Below are 19,141 nucleotides of genomic sequence, written 5' to 3'. Positions count from 1 at the left end.
GGTCGTTAGGTTGTACAAGAGGTTTGACATATGAGTGGATGTTGCGATGGCGGTTGTTCTGTCGATGCGCTGCGCGAAGATCGACAGCGAGGGACGCTTCAAATAGTTCTAGGCATTAATGCCGTCATGTTTGTTGTGATCGCGAGTGCTGCGCTTTATGGTGGCTCAACTGCGCTACTAGCCGATAGCCTCGATAATTTCGGTGATGCACTCACCTATGCTCTGAGTTTGTACGCTGTTACACGGGGCACCAGCACCAAAGCTAAGGTGGCATTGTTCAAAGGCATACTTATTCTTGTGGCTGCATTGGTTGTCGCAGCTCAAATCATCTACAAGCTTTTTGTACCAGGTCTGCCCATTTTTGAAGTCATGGGTGCTTTCAGCCTTCTTGGCCTTGCGGCTAATTCAGCGTGCCTCTTTCTGCTTTGGCGGCACCGGAATGAAGATGTGAATATGAGTTCTGTATGGGAGTGTTCACGGAACGATATCGCGTCGAACATATCGGTGTTTTTAGCAGCAGGTGCGATTTGGTTTACCGGCTCAGGCTGGCCAGATATTGTGGTGGCTACAGGCTTGGTATTGCTCTTGCTTCGTTCAGCAGCTCGAGTTATTTCATCGGCAATGGTTGAGTTACGTGAATCAACCTAACAAGTACATCATGTCGTTCGCCTGCGGCTCACTGGGGCGTGCTATCGCTGCGCGGCGGCCCGCACCATATGTTGGGCGTCATCTTTAACAGTTTGTTTTTAAGGGTAAAAATGTCGCTAATACTTGCCAGTGGTTAAATATAACTCAACCCGTTCAATATTTTCTGGCACACCACTAAGTACCAAATGATCATCAACCCTTAGTCGGGTCTCATTGGATGGATTATCGCCACGAATACTGCCGCGCTTAATTGCCTCCAGCGTAATATCAAACTGCTCCAATCCAAGTGAACCAACTGTTTTATGCGTGGCAAAAGTATCTTCAGTAAGAATTACCGTATGGAAAACGCCTGTCATCACCTGATGTTGTGCCATTGGATTGTCATCTTCACCGGGATAAAAATTTTCCAACAAACGATAACGGTTTTTACGCACGGCTCTCACTTCTCGAAGCACCTTTCTGGGCGGGTCGCCAATCATTAACATAAGATGAGAGGCCAACATAATACTTGATTCAAATGTATCTGGAATCACCTCACTCGCACCTGCTTCAAGCAACTCATTAACATGCGAATCATCTGGTGTGCGCACCAAAATTGGTATCTGCTGATGCATTTGACTGATGGTTTTTAAGATTTTAATAGAGGCATGAAAATCATTAAAGGTCACAATCACAATACGTGCCTTCTCTAAACGAGCAGCTTTCAAAATAGTCTCTTTTGCGGCGTCACCATAATAGACGTTCTCACCGGCGTCGTGTGCTTCTTGAACGCGCTTAATGTCCATATCAAGTGCAATAAACGATTTATTGGATTTTGATAAAAAACGGCTAACAGTTTGCCCAACGCGGCCAAAGCCACACAAAATAACATGCTGATCAAGATGTACATTATCATCAATAATAATTTTCTCAATATCTTGATGATTGCTCAAATAAGATCCTTTATGCCATTTCTTAGCAATTGCACCATTAAATTTAATCAAAAACGGTGCAATAGACATACTCAAGACCGCTGATGTTAATAAAATATTACCAATTTCAACAGGTAATAATTTATAAGCAAAAGCCAGTGTCAACAGTACCAGACCAAATTCACCTACCTGAGACAATGACAATGCCATGCGCAAGGCAACGCCACCTTGCTTCTGAAACAGTCTAGCCACCCCATACAAAACCACGCCTTTTAGTAAAATAATGCCAATGGTGATTGCGATAATTAGCCAAAAATGTTGTTGCAACAGAGTTAGGGAAATCATCATGCCCACAGTAACAAAAAATAGGCCTAATAAAATATCCTGAAATGGGCGAATATCAGATTCAACCTGATGCTTGTATTCCGTTTCACTAAGCATCATTCCTGCTAAAAATGCTCCCAGTGTCATCGATAAGCCCATTTGCTCGGTCAACGCAGCAGCGCCTAAAGCCACCGTTAATACGGTTAAAGTAAACAGCTCTTGTGACTTAGCCGAAGCCACTTCATGAAACAAAGGTCTGAGTAGATGTTTGCCGATTATATGCATGACAATCATCACCAATGTTCCCTTTAAAAAAGCCACACCTAACGCCAAGCCAAGGCTGTTATCATTTACACTAGTCAGCGCCAAAGTTGGAATCAGAATTAACAGCGGAATAGCAATAATGTCTTGGAAGATCAGCACGCCCAAAGCAGAACGCCCGTGGCGGGAATGAATCTCAGATTGTTCAGCAAGCTGCTTAATCACAATCGCAGTAGATGATAAGGCTAAGGCACTAGCAATAACAATATTGGCATTGGTGTCCAACCCTGAAAAATAACCAATCGCATACACCAACAGCCCAGTTACAAATACCTGAACCGCACCCAACCCAAATACTTGTCGTCGCATGGAGATCATTTGCGCTAGCGAGAACTCCAATCCAATAGTAAACAACAAAAAGACGATACCAAGCTCGGCTAATGTTTCAATATTTTCTTCTTGACCGATCCAACCAAATCCATTTGGACCAACAATAATACCAACGACAATGTAGCCCAGAATTGGTGGGAAATGCAGCCTTCTTGAGAGCGACACAATCGCCACTGCAATGGCTAGCAACAAGACGATATGGATTAACAAATGTTCGTTCATGCCATCAGTATAACTTACTTCAAATTAAAAGGGCGCTATCCCATTTTCCTGCATTGTTTCTCGCATTTGCTCAATGACAGGCTTAATTATCTGTTAACAGATTTACCAATATTAGAAATGAATCATTTTTAATGTAGCAATATAAGGAAATATGTCCTTATAATAATCGTTGGCCTTGATGCAAGCTTAATTGGTGCTACAATCAGGTCTTGTTCATATCAGAAACAAGCTGGCTTTAAAATATCGGATTGAGAGCCAGAGTGTCGTTATTTTTGAGGTTAGACCATTGCGGGATTGGCCAGATGAGATGGTTGCCAAAACTACCTATGTAAAGAAGAACAGGATGTGGAAGGTCTACTGGCAGAGGGCCGACCTGAAGTGGTATGGCTATGAGCCGGTACCGGAGGTTGGGTTGCTGGAGGCGTTTAGGAGCCCGTGATAGTCGCTACAAAGGATGTTCGGTAATAGGGTAAAATACCCTCAATTTTTTTGGAAAAACACCCTTATGTCTGTCGATCGTAGCGAGCAACTGAAATCTCTGATGACCGAGCGCATCCTGATTCTGGATGGTGCAATGGGGACCATGATCCAGCGTCACAAACTGGAGGAGGCGGATTATCGAGGGGAGCGTTTTGCCGACTGGCATACTGATCTCAAGGGGAATAATGATCTTCTTGCGCTGACCCAGCCTGCGATTATCCAGGGAATTCATGAGCAGTATCTGGAGGCGGGAGCCGATATCCTCGAGACCAACACCTTCAATGGGACTCGGGTCTCGATGGCTGATTACGATATGGAGGATCTGGTCTACGAGATCAATCTGGAGGCGACCCGTCTCGCACGTGCAGCAGCGGACAGATATTCCACTCCGGAGAAACCCCGTTTTGTGGCGGCGGTGCTCGGACCTACCAGCCGCACCTGTTCGATCTCCCCGGAGGTCAATGATCCCGGCTTTCGCAATATCACCTTTATGGATCTGGTGGAGGACTATAGTGAATCCATTGATGCCCTGGTGCAGGGTGGCGCGGATCTGCTGCTGGTAGAGACCATCTTCGATACCCTGAATGCCAAGGCGGCGCTGTTTGCAATTGACCGCTATTTTGAAGAGAGGGGGATAACACTGCCAATTATGATCTCTGGCACCATTACCGATGCCTCCGGACGTACCCTCTCAGGGCAGACCACAGAGTCCTTCTATAACAGTCTGCGTCACTCCAGACCGCTAAGTATGGGGCTCAACTGTGCGCTGGGTCCGGATATGTTGCGTCAATATACAGAGGAGATGTCACGAGTCTGTGAGACCTACACCTCTGCTCACCCTAATGCAGGTCTTCCCAATGAATTTGGGGAGTATGATCTCACTCCAGAGCAGATGGCGGCTCATGTCAGTGAGTGGGCCGATGCTGGCTTCCTTAATATTATTGGGGGGTGCTGTGGTTCCAGTCCTGACCATATTCGTGCCATTGCTCAGGCGATGGAGGGGAAGAGTCCACGTCCACTGCCAGATCTCCCCCACGAGTGCCGTCTGGCCGGATTGGAGCCGCTGAATATTGGCAGGGAGTCCCTCTTTGTCAATGTGGGAGAGCGGGCCAATATTACCGGTTCTGCCAAGTTCAAGCGTCTTGTCCTCAACGAGGAGTATGAGGAGGCACTCGATATCTGCCGAACCCAGGTGGAGAATGGTGCCCAGGTGGTCGATGTCAATATGGATGAGGGGATGCTGGATGGCAAGGCGGCGATGGTGCGCTTCCTCAATCTGATCGCCTCGGAGCCAGATATCTCCAAGGCACCACTGATGATCGACTCCTCCAAGTGGGAGATCATTGAGGCGGGGCTGCAGTGTTCGCAGGGTAAGGCGATCGTCAACTCTATCTCCATGAAGGAGGGGGAGGAGAAGTTCCGGGAACATGCAAAGCTCTGCCGTCGCTATGGTGCAGCGGTGATCGTGATGGCCTTTGATGAGGATGGGCAGGCCGATACAGAGGTGCGCAAGGTGGAGATATGTACCCGTGCCTACCGGATTTTGGTGGATGAGATCGGCTTCCCTGCAGAGGATATTATCTTTGACCCCAACATCTTCGCAGTAGCGACCGGCATCGAGGAGCACAACAATTATGGGGTCGACTTTATCGAGGCGACCCGTCGCATCAAGCAGACCCTGCCCTATGCAATGGTCTCGGGTGGGGTCTCTAATGTCTCCTTCTCCTTCCGTGGCAACAACCCGGTGCGTGAGGCGATCCATGCGGTCTTTCTCTATCATGCCATTCAGGCGGGGATGGATATGGGGATCGTCAATGCGGCACAGCTTGCGGTCTATGATGACCTCCCTGATGAGCTGCGAGATGCAGTCGAGGATGTGGTCCTTAATCGGGATCCGGAGGCTGGGGAGCGGCTGGTAGAGATTGCGCCTAAATATCTTGGAGATGGTTCGACAGGGGAGAAAAAAGAGGATCAGGAGTGGCGTAGCTGGCCTGTTAAGAAGCGGCTTGAGCATGCGCTGGTGAAGGGGATTACGGAATTTATTGATGAAGATACAGAGGAGGCTCGTCTCCAGTTCGACAAGGCACTGAAGGTTATTGAGGGGCCACTGATGGATGGGATGAATGTGGTGGGCGATCTCTTTGGTGCGGGCAAGATGTTTCTGCCGCAGGTGGTGAAATCCGCCCGGGTGATGAAGAAATCGGTTGCCTATCTTGATCCATTTCTTGAGGCGGAGAAGGCGGAGTGTGCCATTTCCAGTCAGGGCAAGATTTTGATGGCCACGGTGAAGGGTGATGTACATGACATCGGCAAGAATATTGTCGGGGTGGTGTTGCAGTGTAATAACTATGAGGTGATTGATCTTGGGGTGATGGTGCCGGCAGAGACGATTCTGCAGCGTGCCAGAGAGGAGAATGTAGATATCATCGGTCTCTCCGGGCTGATCACCCCGTCACTGGATGAGATGGTGCACCTTGCCAGTGAGATGACGCGTCAGGGATTTACTATTCCGCTGATGCTGGGCGGGGCCACTACATCCAGGGCTCATACAGCGGTCAAGGCGGAGCCGGAGTATGAGCATGGGGTGATCCATGTGGCAGATGCCTCACGAGCAGTTGGGGTGGCGACAACGCTACTTTCGGAGGGGCAGAAGTCGGAATTTCTCTCTGAGCTACGTGATGAGTATGAGGAGGTTCGCCAGCGACGTGCCTCCAGGGGTGGTGCAAAGAGTCTGGTTACGATTGAAGAGGCGCAGGCCAACCAGTTCCCGATTGAGTGGGATAGTTATCAGCCGGTACAACCAAACGCCCTGGGGGTAACGGTACTGGAGCAGATTGATCTCAATGAGGTGGTTCCCTATATCGACTGGACCTTCTTCTTCCACGCCTGGGAGCTGAAGGGTCGTTATCCGAAGATTCTCGATGATGCAGAGAAGGGGGAGGAGGCTCGTAAGCTCTATGCTGATGCAAGCTCTATGCTGGAGAAGATTATCGGTGAGAAGTGGCTCTCGGCAAAGGCGGTAGTTGGTCTTTTTCCCGCCAATGCGGTTGGAGATGATATTGAGATCTATGAGGATGAGTCACGAAGCAGGCTGAAGACAACGCTGCACCACTTGAGAAAACAGGGCAGACAACCAGATGGAAGATCCAATGACTGTCTAAGTGATTTTGTTGCGCCAAAAACTGCCAACAAGGTTGATTATGTGGGTGGTTTTGCACTGACTGCGGGTCTTGGGATAGATGAAAAGATTAGTGAGTTTGAGGCGGACCATGATGATTACAGTGCACTGATGCTAAAGTCGATAGCTGATCGTCTGGCGGAGGCGGCAACCGAGTGGCTCCATGAGAAAGTGAGAAAGGAGTTGTGGGGATATGCAGTTGATGAGTCTCATACTAATGAGGAGCTGATCAGTGAGGACTATTCCGGAATTCGTCCTGCAATGGGTTACCCAGCCTCACCAGACCATACGGAAAAAGATATTTTGTGGGAGCTACTGGAGGCAGAGAGCACTACTGGTATCTGGCTTACAGAGTCCAGGGCAATGGTTCCAACAGCATCAGTTAGTGGTCTCTATTTTGCCCATCCCGAGGCACACTACTTTGCTGTCGGCAAGATCGATCGAGATCAGGTAGAGCAGTATGCTGAGCGAAAAGGGATGATTGTTGCAAATATAGAGAAGTGGCTTGGCCCAAATTTGGCCTATAAATAGGAGATTAGAGAGGATGAGTGATTGTTATTGCGGTTCAGGAAAACCATACAGCGAATGTTGTGAGCCTTATCTGAAGGGAGACTCCTTTCCAGATACTGCAGAGGCGTTGATGCGTTCTCGTTACAGTGCTTACGTGGCAGGCGAGGTTGACTATATCCACAATACACTCCACCCGGACCATCGAGCTGACCATGATCTGGATGCAGCCAGGAAGTGGTCACAAGACTCGGAGTGGCTTGGACTTGAGATTATATCGACCTCTAATGGTGACAAGGGTGATGCTACAGGTATAGTTGAATTCAAAGCTGGTTACCGGGACAAGAGTGGAACACACTACGCGCATGAGGTTAGCCGGTTTAAGAGAGTAGATGGAAAGTGGGTCTATGTAGATGGCGATATGCCAAAACCAGAGACCTTTCGTAACAAAGAGAAGAAGGTGGGACGTAATGAGCCGTGCCCCTGTGGGTCAGGCAAGAAATACAAGAAGTGCTGTGGGCGTTGAGTTATGGGGCACAGCAGATAAAAAAACCAGCATACTGTTAAAACAGTATGCTGGCTCAGTGATTATCGAAAGATTAGACAGGAGAACTCGATAACCTCTGTATTACCAATTGGGAGACTATCCAAGCATGAAGGTTTCTATTGCGGATACGGTAGTTCCACTGAACAGGCTTATTGCTACAAAGAAGAGCATCATTACAGCTGATAACCCTATTGCTGTTCCGCAGGCTGTACATATGGCCATCTCAACCAGACTAAACTCTTTCAACTGTTCCATTTTCAACTGCTCCATTGTGGCGGTTGCCTATCAGGCTTTGTGTATGGTCACATACTACTGGTAACTGGCAGTCTCATCCATACGTATAAATACGTATATTTAATGTGTGATATCTGGTGTAGTTGCCTCGGATATTGCTGTCGTTATTCCGGTTTTGAGCGCTGGGAGCAGGCACCAAGAAACTCCACTATTGGGTGTCTGGTCTTGAGATTATATCAACCTCAACCACGCCCCTCCTCAACCGCCAAGCGTGCTCGGCGTTTTGCACGAGACTGTGTAAATATCGCAGAGAGCACATATACTGCGCCAGCCAGTAGAATAATTGTAGGGCCGGCGGGCAGGTCTGGTTGATAGGAGAGCGCCAGTCCGGAAACAGTGAGAGCTCCGCCAAGCAGTGTGGCCAACACCATCATTTTCCCAATAGAGTCTACATAATGCCCCGCAACTGCGGCTGGTAGTGTCAATAGTGCAAGCACCAGAATCAGCCCAACCACCTGAATCAGCAGTACAACTGTCACTGCGACCAGGATAAGGAGAAGCAGATAGAAGAAGGTAACTGGAATGCCGCGAAGTCTGGCAAACTCCTCATCAAATGCAACAGCAAGAAATTGTCTGTGGTATGCACCTACAATCAGCAGTAGAACTGTATCGAGCAGAGCCATAAACCAGAGGCTGGATTCTGGAACCAACAATATGTTACCAAACAGAAAGCTCATCAGGTCGGTCTGATAGCCTGGTGTTTTGGAGATAAAGAGTACCCCAATCGCCATTCCTATCGCCCACATGGCTCCAATAAGAGTATCTTCCTGAGCACGCCACTGTAGGCGAATCCATCCAATCAGCAGAGCAGATATGATGGCTGCACCCAAGGCACCAGCGAGAGGGTCTACTCCAAAATATATGGCCGCTCCCATTCCACCAAGAACGGAGTGAGCAATGCCTCCAGCAATGAACGCAATCCTTTTGACTACCACATAGGTTCCCATAACCCCGCAACCAATGCTGGCTAGTAGCCCGGCAATCAGGCTATATTGCAGAAAGGTATATTCAGAAAGGGCAGCGAAGAATTCGTTCATGCTTTATCTCTCCACTAACCTAATGGTGATGTGCCACCATGCGCACATCTTCACCGTACAGGTTTTGAATAACCTCGCCATCAATGGCATCTGTATGGTGGCATACCAGTGTTCTGTTGATGCAGGCAACCCGGGTAACATAACTTGAGATGAAGGCTATATCATGGGATACCACCAAAATAGCCATGCGCTGGTTTAACCGTTTTAACAGGTCGAAAATGTCCCCTTCAAGTCGTTGATCAATATTTGCCGTGGGTTCGTCCAGAATTAGAATTGATGGGTTTGAGACCAGTGCCCTGGCCAGTAGCACACGTTGTAGCTGTCCACCGGAAAGGCTCCCAATCTGACGTTGCACAAGATCCTCTGCCTCGACCTCTATCAGAGCTTGGCGGGTTGCCTGATAATCTTTCCTTGAATATCCTCCCGGTTTAAGCGCATGGAGAAACCCCTGTTTGCAGCTTGTACCCAGCCTCCCCAACAGCACCAACTGTTCTACAGTGATAGGAAACTCTTTTGAAAAGCTTGGATATTGTGGCACATAGCCGATTTGAGATCGTGCCTTGTGAGGTCTCTTTCCCAAAATCCTGATTGTTCCGGAGTGTGGAGTGAGTAGGCCGAGAGCCAGTTTAAGCAGAGTGCTTTTCCCTCCTGCGTTGGGGCCGACAATGCCCAGAAACTCGCCATCATTTACCTCAAGATTAATTTTCTCCAGTACGGTAGTTGTACCGTAGGAGAAAGATACATCTTTAATCTGGATAAGTGGATCTTGTGACTTCATTACTGCAGTGTCTCAGAGAGCTGTTGGGATATTTTTCTCATATTATTGATGTAATCTGCTGAGAGAGGGTCAATAGGTACAACACGGCCGCCAATTGCATCTGCAATCTGTTCAGCAGCACGCTTGCTAAGTTGTGGCTGAACAAAAATTACCCTGATCTTCTCCTTTCTGGCCTCTCTGATCAATTCTACGAGTGCACGAGCACCAGGCTCTTTTCCCTCATGCTCTATTGAGATCTGAGTTAGCCCGTACCGTTCTGCAAAATGGCCCCAGGCAGGGTGGAAAACCATAAATTTTCTCTGCTTCAGATTTTTTAGCTGTTTCTGAATCTCCTGGTCCAGCAAGCTGAGTTCAGCTTGTAGAGAGTACCTGTTTTTGTCGTAAAATTTATGGTTGTTTGGGTCTATCCTGATTAATGCATCGCTAATTGTATCAGCCATATTCATGGCTAATAGCGGGCTGGTCCAGGGGTGTGGGTCTAGTTCGTGTTCGTGTTCATGTTCATGTTCATGGCCATTACTGTCACCAATAATCTCCATCTCAGAGTTGGTGGATTTTATCCTCTCCATCCAGGCTTTCTCAAATTCAATTCCTGCAGTTATATATAGATCAGCTTGTGCCAGTCTGGCAATTTGTTGAGAAGTGGGACTAAAAGTATGTGGATCATCTCCTGAGCCTACCATTGAGGTGACATTTACATGCTCTCCACCAATTTTCTCGGCCAATGACTTGAGCGGCAGGACAGTGGTAAAAACCTGAATCTGTACAGCACTAGCCACTGTAGGGATCAGCAAGCAAGCTAACCAAATGGAGCGAATCATAAAAATATCTCCAGATCTCTGGGTGCACAGCTGGGGATTCCATAAAGTATGTTCATGGCGCATAAGGTAACATAAGGGGATGCATATCCATATTCTTGGAATCTGTGGCACTTTCATGGGCGGCATTGCCTTGCTGGCGCGTGCGTCAGGCCATACTGTTTCTGGTTCTGATGCCAATGTTTACCCTCCCATGAGCACCCAGTTGGAGGAGGCGGGGATTACTCTGCAGGAGGGGTATGAGGCAGATCATCTGGATCCAGCGCCTGATATGGTGGTGATTGGCAATGCAATGAGCCGTGGAAACAGAGCCGTTGAATATGTGCTGGAGCAGGGGATTCCATACACATCAGGCCCACAGTGGTTATCAGAGCATGTACTGCAGGGGCGCTGGGTACTGGCCGTATCTGGTACACACGGTAAAACCTCTACTTCAAGCATGCTCGCATGGATTCTGGAGTATGCAGGATTGCCCCCGGGCTTTCTGATTGGTGGAGTGCCAGAGAATTTTGGGGTATCCGCCCGGTTGGGGAATGCCCCATTTTTTGTGGTGGAGGCCGATGAGTACGATACCGCTTTTTTTGATAAACGCTCCAAGTTTGTCCACTATCGTCCAAGAACCCTGATTATCAATAATCTTGAATTTGACCATGCTGATATATTTGATGACCTGGCGGCAATCCAGAAACAGTTTCACCATCAGATACGCACTGTGCCCGGAAACGGACTGATCATCCATCCTGCCGGCGAGACAGCAGTTGATGAATTGATTGATATGGGGTGCTGGACATCGACAGAGACAATTGACGGGGATTGGGATGCCATAAGGGATGACGCTGCATGGAGTCGCTTTCTGGTATCACTGCAGGGAGAACCTGTTGGTGAGGTGAGCTGGGATCTGACTGGTTGGCATAACCGATCAAATGCCCTGGCTGCAATAGCCGCAGCACGTCATGCTGGGGTACCGGTCCGCCATGCAATTGATGCCCTGGCAGAGTTCAGGAATGTTCGTCGTCGCATGGAGGTCAAAGGCACAGTGAATGGAGTGACTGTCTACGATGATTTTGCCCACCACCCAACAGCTATCAGACTGACACTTGATGGACTGCGTGGCAAGGTGAGGGAGGATCGAATCCTCGCAATTATGGAGCCACGCTCAAACACTATGCGTATGGGGGTACATCAACAATCACTGGCGGGCTCATTCGAGAGTGCAGACAGGGTTTTTCTGGTTGATGATGGATCACTGGAGTGGGATCTTGCCAAATCAATGGATGAGTCTATAGTGCAGGTTACCATAGCTGAAACTGTTGAGCAGATTGTAGAGTCAGTAGCAGATTGGGCTCTTCCGGGAGACCATATCCTGGTTATGAGCAATGGCGGGTTTGGCGGCATACATGAGAAATTACTGGAGCGACTCGAGAAGTGACAGAGTGGAATAGAGACAGTACAGTTACATTGGCCGTTACCGGGGCGTCAGGTGCAGCTTATGCGTTGCGCCTTCTGGAGCAGTTGATTGCGGCAGATGTTCGGGTCTGGATGATGCTGTCTGATGCAGCGCGTATTGTTATGGAGATGGAGGTCGACCTTTCATTGCCAGAGGCCTCCCATGATGTGCAAAAATTATTTGTCGAAAAGTTCGGTGCCAGGGAGGGGCAGTTGTCACTGTTTGAAAAAGGCGAGTGGACCTCTCCGGTTGCCAGCGGCAGCAGTGCTCCTTATGCCATGGTGGTATGCCCATGTTCAATGGGAACACTCTCAGCCATAGCTTATGGAAGTAGTGATCAGCTGTTAGAGCGGGCCGCGGATGTGATGATAAAGGAGAACAAGAAACTGATACTGGTTCCAAGAGAGACTCCATACTCTGCCATCCATCTGGAGAACATGCTTAAGCTCTCACGGATCGGGGTGACGATTCTGCCTCCCAACCCGGGGTTTTACCATCAGCCCAAGAGTATTGATGATCTTGTCGACTTTGTGGTGGCAAGAATTCTTGATCAGCTTGGGTTGGAGCGGGATTTTGTGCAGCGGTGGGGGAGTACTACATAAACCTACATCTCTAGCTGTGGAGCGGCTTGTCCCTTCAACACAGTGGCGAGACTTGCGGCAAACTGGTTTGCATACTGCTCAAACAGATCAACCTTGGGGGTGTAGTCGACCACATTATCAATATCAAGAGTCTCGGCAATCTCATGGGTGGACATGTGTCCATCAATTAACCCCAACCCTTTAGCCTCCTGTCCAACCCATATCAACCCATTAAACAGCTCTGTTGTGGTGGAGAGGTTTTCTCCTCTCCCCTCTTTTACCCGATCGATAAAAATATCGTGGGTGGTTGTCAGCACGTGCTCTTTGAGAAAAGTCTCAGCCTCCTCATTTCTTGGAGAGAATGGGTCGAGAAGCGCCTTATACTCTCCTGCCGTAAGCTCACGCTGCTCGATGCCATGCTCCTTCATCGCCTCCACAAAACCGAAGCCCCCCATGCGTACACCGATAGAACCAACCAGAGAGACCTCTGTTGCATGAATCTCGTCAGTAGCGCTGGCGATGTAGTAACAGGCTGATGCACAGAGCTCGTCAATTGTGGCGTAAATCTTTTTCTCCGGGTTCTCTTTTTTTACGGTGCGAATAGTTTGCCAAAGCCGTTCTGCCTGTGCAGGAGTGCCACCAGGAGAGTTAAGCTGAAGCACAATATGTTTGACTCGCTTGTCCTCAGCTGCCTTGCGTATGGCTGGTGCAAGGTTATCCGCACTGTTAATTGTGTCGCTACCGATCTCCCCATGCAGCTTGATGGTGGCAATACGTTCACCTGGGTCAATCTCATCAATAACCCCTGCAGAGATCAGTATCAACAGAATCAGGTAGCCGATTACAAATGCATAAAGCAGGTTCTTGAACCAGCGCCCCTTGCGAATCTCTCTCTTGAGCTCATGAACAGCGGCTGAAAGTTCGTTTGAATTAATTGTCATGGATCTCCTTTACGATAAGCGGGGCGGTGCCACCCTTTTCTCTAAACCAGTTGATGGCGGTCAGAATGCCGGGTTGTCGGATAAACCACTGCTCAACATGATATTTGCCTGGAAAATGAGTCATCATGATTCCCAGCAGCAGGGTCAATAGCCCTTGGCCGGGGAGAAATAGCATCAGAATGCCGGCAATGATCAGCACCAACCCAATCAGATTACGGACCAGATGAACCAGAAACCGGGCTGCCGGGTGTCCCTTGAGGGGGGCTACCGTTGGCTCTTTTGTGTGGTCGAAATAGTCCTCAGGGATTCTGCTGACCAGCCATGGAAGCGCAGCAATTGAGGCAACCAACATAATGGCTGACCCAATTCCGATCCAGAACAGTAGCTCCTCGTTGGCCGAAAACCATCCGCTAATTTCTTGCCACCACTCCATAAATATATCTATAAAGTCGCCAGAACCTTGCGCGCAGCATCTATTGTTGTCTGCAGGTCGCTATCAGTATGGGCGGCAGAGACAAAACCGGCCTCAAAGGCGGATGGGGCAAGATATATTCCTTCATCAAGCATGCCGTGGAAGAATTTACCGAAGCGCTCGCTGTCACAAGCCATAACCTGGTCAAAGTTTTCGATCTTCTCATCCTCGGTAAAGAAGAGGCCAAACATGCCGCCGATACGGTTGTACTGCATCGGAATATTATTATCTGCAGCAGCAGCCATAATGCCGTCAGTCAGGGTTTTTACCTTCTCTTCCAGATCAGCAAAGAAGTTGGGAGCAGAGATCAACTCAAGAGTCTTCAGTCCTGCCGCCATCGCCAGAGGGTTGCCAGATAGGGTCCCAGCCTGATAGACAGGACCAAGTGGAGCCAGATGTTCCATGATCTCGCGTTTGCCACCAAATGCGCCAACCGGCATTCCACCACCAATAACTTTGCCAAGTGTGGTCAGGTCTGGGGTAATGCCAAGTTTGCCCTGAGCGCCACCAAGGCTTACACGAAAACCGGTCATGACCTCATCCAGAATCAATACTGTTCCATACTCATCACAGACCTCACGCAGCCCCTCCAGAAAACCGATAACAGGAGGCACACAGTTCATGTTTCCAGCAACAGGTTCCACGATGATACAGGCTATCTCCCTGCCAACCTCGGCAAAGAGTTCACGTACCTGATCAATGTTGTTATAACTCAGGGTCAGGGTGTGTTCAGCAAGTGAGGCAGGAACACCGGGTGAGGTTGGTACCCCCAGGGTCAATGCACCAGAGCCGGCTTTTACCAGTAGAGAATCAGCATGGCCGTGGTAGCATCCTTCAAACTTCAGAATCTTGTCTCGTCCTGTGTAGCCTCGAGCAAGTCTGATTGCGCTCATGGTGGCCTCAGTACCTGAGCTAACCATACGCACCATCTCAATTGATGGTACGAGCTCTTTTACCTTCTCGGCCATCTGGGTTTCTATCTCTGTAGGAGCACCAAAGCTCAGACCATTTGCTGCACCATCCTGTACAACTTTTACAACGTCAGGGTGTGCATGCCCCAGGATCATTGGCCCCCATGATCCAACATAATCAACATAACGATTACCATCTTCATCATGGATATAGGCCCCTTCGGCTCTCTGGATGTAGACAGGATCTCCACCAACACCTCTGAATGCGCGAACAGGTGAATTTACTCCACCAGGAATATGTTGCTGGGCCTCTTCAAAAAGGTCATGTGAACGGGTCATAACTTTATACTCTTCCTTGTGTCTGTTTTTCTTTCGAAAATTTTCCTGAATCTATTTGGTATCAAACAGGTTGGCAATATCCTGGGCAGCTTGCTGGATATTTGTAGCGCCCAAAACAGCATTAATTACAGCAAGCATATCTGCCCCTGCATCAATCAGTGATTTGCCATTACTGCTATCTACTCCTCCAATTGCGACGATCGGCAGCTGCAACTCTGTGCGGGCTTGTGTCAGCACCTCAGTTGTTGCATGAACTGCATCCGGCTTGGTCTGTGAGGGGAAGAACCTGCCAAAGGCTATGTAGTCAGCCCCCTGTTCTGCGGCCATCCGTGCGCTATCGAACGAATTGTAGCAGGAGACTCCAATAATAGCCTCATTTCCCAGTAATTTTCGTGCCTCTTCGACTGAGCCATCATCACTGCCAAGGTGGACGCCATCAGCACCTGATTCTATTACCAGATCGGTATCATCATTAACGATAAGCGGGATGCCGAGAGGGCGACAGAGAGTGGCAAGGTCCGATATTTCCCAGAGTTTGCGCTCTCTGTTTGCGTGCTTGTTTCTGTACTGAACAATACTTACGCCCCCCTGAATTGCCTCTGCCACTGCAGGGACAAGACCAGCCTTGTCAGTAAGGCGGCGGTCAGTAATAAGGTAGAGGCCGGATAGTTTTTGTTTCATCTATCTATTTGCTACGAAACCGATCTGGAAAATGTTGTCCGCTACCCGGGTGAAAACTGTTATTCAGACTATTCCAGGTAAACTCCAATCCCCTGACAACTGCCTCATCTACATTTTCTCCAGCAGCTATACCTGTGGCAATAGATGATGCCAGAGTGCATCCGGATCCATGATAATTATTGGGAAGCCGAGGATATTGAAAGAGTTCTTTTATTCCATCCCTGTTCATCAGCAGATGGTGAACCTTGTCAGGTTCTTCGTCAGCTGTGGGGTTGTCAGTTCCTGTAATCAGCAGATATTCACAACCCATAGAGATGAGCTCAGCACCACTGGCCTGCAGAGTGTCTCCATCAGGGGCCAACTGCATCAGCTCCTTGCGGTTTGGGGTTGCAACAGTAGCAAGCGGGATCAAAAGGGTAGATATAGCCTCAGCTACGCCATCAGTTGAGAGGTAGCCCCCGCCACCGTCTGCCAGAACAGGGTCAAGGATAACCGGGACATCAGAGTGTTCAGTTAATAGAGTATGAATTGCCTCACAGATCTCTATGGAGCCGACCATTCCGATCTTTATCGCCTGCATCGACATATCATCCAGCAAGAGCCGAGCCTGCTGAATAAACAGATCCAGAGAGACTGGCTCTACAGCTTTTACTGAATGGCTATCCTGTGCTGTTAGTGCAGTTATGACAGTTGCAGCATGACCACCGAGTGATCCGATAGTCTCAATATCTGCCTGAATCCCGGCGCCACCGCTTGGGTCGTGGCCACCAAAGACCAATATCGTCGGCCTCATTGTCGGGCACCAAATATATCGGTACCAATACGCACTATTGTTGCACCTTCGGCAATTGCAGCCTCCATATCTCCAGACATGCCCATCGAGAGGGTATCAAGAGAGAGCCCATCTTCGTTGAGTTGCACCATTGCATCATGAAGTTGCCGAAAAGGTACGCGCTGTTCATTCAGACTGCTGGATGGTGCAGGCAGAGTCATCAGGCCACGCAATCTGATCCCGGGCAGTTTGCCAATCTCCTTTGCCAGACTGGGAAGTTCACTGAATAAGACTCCGGATTTACTCTCCTCACCACTGCTATTTACCTGGATACAGATATTGATGGGCTCTTTGGCAGAAGGTCTCTGCTCACCAAGCCTGCGCGCAATCTTCAGACGATCTACTCCATGTACCCAGTCAAAATTTTCAGCTATGGTCTTGGTCTTGTTGGATTGAATGGCACCAATAAAGTGCCAGACAATATCATCGAGCGGTAGTGCATCGATTTTCTCCAGGGCATCCTGCAGATAGTTCTCTCCAAAATCACGCTGTCCGGCATCATAGGCCTTGTGCACCATTGTGGCAGGCTTTGTCTTGCTGACGGCAAGCAACTTTACAGATTGATGGGGGCGTCCATACTGTTTTGCGGCACCATCAATTCTCTGGTGAATTTGGTCAAGTTGATCCCTAATGGCCATACTGCGGAGTATAACGTGGAGTATCTGGTTTTTCAGATTCCACTATAATTACCAGTTCAGTAAATCACAGGCCCCAGTTCGTGGATAAAACCCCAAAAGATATTCTTCAGACCGTATTTGGATACAGTGAATTTCGTCCCCACCAGGAAGAGATCATCAGTGATGTCCTCTCACGGCACGATGCTTTTATCCTGATGCCTACCGGTGGAGGAAAGTCTCTCTGTTACCAGATTCCGGCACTGATATTTCCTGGTACAGCTATCGTAATCTCCCCGCTTATCTCATTAATGAAAGATCAAGTGGATGCACTGAAGGCAAATGGCGTAGAGGCCGCATATTACAACTCATCACTAAATGAGGCAGATTCACGCCAGACCATTGCCCGTTTTCATGCGGGTGAGCTTGATCTAATGTACGTAGCACCAGAAAGAATCATGTCCGCCGGTTTTTTGGCAAGAATGAAAGATGTGGATATCTCACTGTTTGCGGTGGATGAATCACACTGTGTATCCCAGTGGGGGCATGATTTCAGACCGGAATATGTGCAGCTGGGACATTTACGAGAGCAGTTTCCGAGAATCCCAATGGTTGCTCTTACTGCCACAGCTGATCCTCAGACCCGCAGGGACATTATTCACCGTCTTCGTCTGAAAGAGTCAAAGGTTCATGTAACCGGTTTTGATCGGCCAAACATTCGTTACAGTGCGCTGGAGAAGAGCAAGCCATTTGATCAGCTCAAGGCCTTTTTGAGTCGTGTCGATGGAAGCAGAGGAATTGTCTATGCGCTTAGCCGAAAAAGGGTGGAGGAGGTTGCAGATAAACTACAGTTGGCAGGTTTTCGTGCGCATCCATACCATGCTGGTCTTCCAGCAGCCAGAAGGCAAGAGGCCCATGAAAAATTCATGAGGGATGAGATCGATGTGGTGGTTGCGACAGTTGCCTTCGGAATGGGTATAGACAAGCCTGATGTTCGTTTTGTGGTCCACTACGATCTGCCAAAAAATATTGAGGGATACTATCAGGAGACCGGGCGCGCAGGGCGTGATGGCCTGCCTGCGGAGGCGCTACTGCTGTTTGGTGCGCAGGATATGGTGATGGCTAGACGTCTGGTGGAAAATAGCCAAAATGAGGAGCAGAAGAGAATAGAGACCCACAAACTGAACAGCATGATTGCATTTGCAGAGACACTTACCTGTAGGCGTAGGGTGTTGCTCAACTACTTTGGTGAAGAACTCGGTAAAGATTGTGGGAACTGTGATGTATGTTCTGATCCGCCGGAGTGTTATGACGCCACTGTAGATGCGCAGAAAGCACTCTCTTGTGTTTATCGTGTAGGACAGAGATATGGAATGCGCCATGTGGTGGATGTGCTACGAGGAATGGATAACGAGCGTATCAGAAATCTTCACCATAATGAGCTCACCACATACGGTATTGGTGGGGATCGTAGTGATGCAGAGTGGACAAGCCTGTTTAGGCAGCTTATTCATCGAGGCTACCTTATTCAGGATATAGCCAACTACTCCGTATTAAAACTTACACAAGATGCACGTTCGATTCTGAAAGGGGAGAAGAAGCTAGAGTTGGCCAAACCAAGACTCAAAGAGAAGGTCAAAAAGAGGAAAAAACTGGCAGTTGCTGTTGAGGGTAGAGATGAACTGTTGTTTGAACTATTAAGAGATCTTCGCAAGGATCTGTCAAACCAAGAGGGGATTGCGCCATTTATGGTTTTTGGAGATGCAACTCTGACTCAGATGGCCATACACCTTCCAAAAAATAGAGGTGAGTTCCTTGAGATCAACGGAGTTGGTGAGAAGAAGATGTATAAGTACGGTGAGATATTTCTGGGTGAGATTGCCGATTACATCGAGTCAAAATCTACTGTTGTGACTTAATCAGAGCTA

At 48.7% G+C, this 19,141-nt stretch carries 18 protein-coding genes; 7 read left to right on the top strand and 11 right to left on the bottom strand.

The genetic code is table 11. The annotated features are described in order from the left end of the window. The first annotated feature begins 30 nt into the window (after nt 1–30). Nucleotides 31–648, top strand: coding sequence for a cation transporter (locus H8D24_05450; protein MBC8519833.1), 618 nt, complete (start codon nt 31–33; stop codon nt 646–648). 116 nt (nt 649–764) lie between these two features. Here the strand turns inward: H8D24_05450 and H8D24_05445 are convergent, their stop codons facing one another. Next, nucleotides 765–2,756: a cation:proton antiporter gene (locus tag H8D24_05445; protein ID MBC8519832.1), complete on the bottom strand. Its 1,992-nt coding sequence runs from the start codon at nt 2,754–2,756 to the stop codon at nt 765–767. Nucleotides 2,757–2,946: 190 nt separating this feature from the next. Here H8D24_05445 and H8D24_05440 point away from each other — a divergent pair, with 190 nt between their 5' ends. The 3 genes from H8D24_05440 (at nt 2,947) to H8D24_05430 (ending at nt 7,447) form a co-directional block, all read left to right on the top strand. Continuing rightward, a complete protein-coding gene (locus H8D24_05440; GenBank protein ID MBC8519831.1) occupies nt 2,947–3,195 on the top strand; it encodes a DUF3024 domain-containing protein in 249 nt (82 codons plus the stop codon). Between the two features lie 66 nt (nt 3,196–3,261). Then, entirely contained in the window at nt 3,262–6,945 is a 3,684-nt protein-coding gene (metH, locus tag H8D24_05435; GenBank protein MBC8519830.1) for a methionine synthase, read from the top strand. 13 nt (nt 6,946–6,958) lie between these two features. Continuing rightward, nucleotides 6,959–7,447 carry a YchJ family protein gene (locus H8D24_05430; protein MBC8519829.1) on the top strand — a complete coding sequence of 163 codons (489 nt, stop codon included), beginning with the start codon at nt 6,959–6,961 and terminating at the stop codon, nt 7,445–7,447. 117 nt (nt 7,448–7,564) lie between these two features. Here H8D24_05430 and H8D24_05425 read toward each other — a convergent pair whose 3' ends face one another. From H8D24_05425 to H8D24_05410, 4 genes are all read right to left on the bottom strand, one after another. Further along, nucleotides 7,565–7,723 (bottom strand): hypothetical protein, encoded by a 159-nt coding sequence (locus tag H8D24_05425; protein MBC8519828.1) that lies wholly within the window; start codon nt 7,721–7,723, stop codon nt 7,565–7,567. A 221-nt stretch (nt 7,724–7,944) separates the two neighbouring features. Then, on the bottom strand, nt 7,945–8,799 hold the full coding sequence (locus tag H8D24_05420; GenBank protein MBC8519827.1) for a metal ABC transporter permease: 855 nt from the start codon (nt 8,797–8,799) through the stop codon (nt 7,945–7,947). Nucleotides 8,800–8,818: 19 nt separating this feature from the next. Beyond that, nucleotides 8,819–9,577 carry an ABC transporter ATP-binding protein gene (locus H8D24_05415; GenBank protein ID MBC8519826.1) on the bottom strand — a complete coding sequence of 253 codons (759 nt, stop codon included), beginning with the start codon at nt 9,575–9,577 and terminating at the stop codon, nt 8,819–8,821. Then, nucleotides 9,577–10,398, bottom strand: coding sequence for a zinc ABC transporter substrate-binding protein (locus tag H8D24_05410; protein ID MBC8519825.1), 822 nt, complete (start codon nt 10,396–10,398; stop codon nt 9,577–9,579). Before H8D24_05410 ends, H8D24_05415 begins: the two co-directional genes overlap by 1 nt. A 79-nt stretch (nt 10,399–10,477) precedes the next feature. Here H8D24_05410 and mpl point away from each other — a divergent pair, with 79 nt between their 5' ends. Both mpl and H8D24_05400 read left to right on the top strand, forming a co-directional pair. After that, complete coding sequence (gene mpl, locus H8D24_05405) at nt 10,478–11,824, top strand: UDP-N-acetylmuramate:L-alanyl-gamma-D-glutamyl-meso-diaminopimelate ligase (GenBank protein ID MBC8519824.1); 1,347 nt, start codon at nt 10,478–10,480, stop codon at nt 11,822–11,824. After that, the gene (locus tag H8D24_05400) at nt 11,821–12,444 is read left to right on the top strand and encodes a UbiX family flavin prenyltransferase (GenBank protein ID MBC8519823.1); all 624 of its coding nucleotides are present in this window, start codon (nt 11,821–11,823) and stop codon (nt 12,442–12,444) included. The genes mpl and H8D24_05400 overlap by 4 nt, the downstream gene beginning before the upstream one ends. Nucleotides 12,445–12,446: 2 nt before the next feature. On the opposite strand, the gene H8D24_05395 is transcribed toward H8D24_05400, so the two are convergent. Genes H8D24_05395 through H8D24_05370 form a run of 6 tightly spaced genes read right to left on the bottom strand, consistent with a single transcriptional unit; the run spans nt 12,447 to nt 17,237 of the window. Further along, nucleotides 12,447–13,364 carry a S49 family peptidase gene (locus tag H8D24_05395; GenBank protein MBC8519822.1) on the bottom strand — a complete coding sequence of 306 codons (918 nt, stop codon included), beginning with the start codon at nt 13,362–13,364 and terminating at the stop codon, nt 12,447–12,449. Then, complete coding sequence (locus H8D24_05390) at nt 13,354–13,797, bottom strand: hypothetical protein (protein ID MBC8519821.1); 444 nt, start codon at nt 13,795–13,797, stop codon at nt 13,354–13,356. The genes H8D24_05395 and H8D24_05390 overlap by 11 nt, the downstream gene beginning before the upstream one ends. Nucleotides 13,798–13,805: 8 nt before the next feature. Next, nucleotides 13,806–15,086, bottom strand: a complete 1,281-nt coding sequence (gene hemL / locus H8D24_05385; protein MBC8519820.1) for a glutamate-1-semialdehyde 2,1-aminomutase — start codon at nt 15,084–15,086, stop codon at nt 13,806–13,808. A gap of 51 nt (nt 15,087–15,137) precedes the next feature. Continuing rightward, nucleotides 15,138–15,767 carry a thiamine phosphate synthase gene (locus H8D24_05380; GenBank protein ID MBC8519819.1) on the bottom strand — a complete coding sequence of 210 codons (630 nt, stop codon included), beginning with the start codon at nt 15,765–15,767 and terminating at the stop codon, nt 15,138–15,140. Between the two features lie 4 nt (nt 15,768–15,771). Further along, nucleotides 15,772–16,560 carry a hydroxymethylpyrimidine/phosphomethylpyrimidine kinase gene (locus H8D24_05375; protein MBC8519818.1) on the bottom strand — a complete coding sequence of 263 codons (789 nt, stop codon included), beginning with the start codon at nt 16,558–16,560 and terminating at the stop codon, nt 15,772–15,774. Then, nucleotides 16,557–17,237, bottom strand: a complete 681-nt coding sequence (locus tag H8D24_05370) for a YggS family pyridoxal phosphate-dependent enzyme (GenBank protein ID MBC8519817.1) — start codon at nt 17,235–17,237, stop codon at nt 16,557–16,559. The genes H8D24_05375 and H8D24_05370 overlap by 4 nt, the downstream gene beginning before the upstream one ends. An 80-nt stretch (nt 17,238–17,317) precedes the next feature. Here H8D24_05370 and recQ point away from each other — a divergent pair, with 80 nt between their 5' ends. Then, complete coding sequence (gene recQ / locus H8D24_05365; GenBank protein ID MBC8519816.1) at nt 17,318–19,132, top strand: DNA helicase RecQ; 1,815 nt, start codon at nt 17,318–17,320, stop codon at nt 19,130–19,132. The last annotated feature ends 9 nt before the right edge of the window (nt 19,133–19,141 follow it).

It is taken from the genome of Candidatus Thiopontia autotrophica (assembly GCA_014384675.1).
Classification (GTDB): Bacteria; Pseudomonadota; Gammaproteobacteria.
This window is presented reverse-complemented; position numbering and strand designations above follow the sequence as displayed.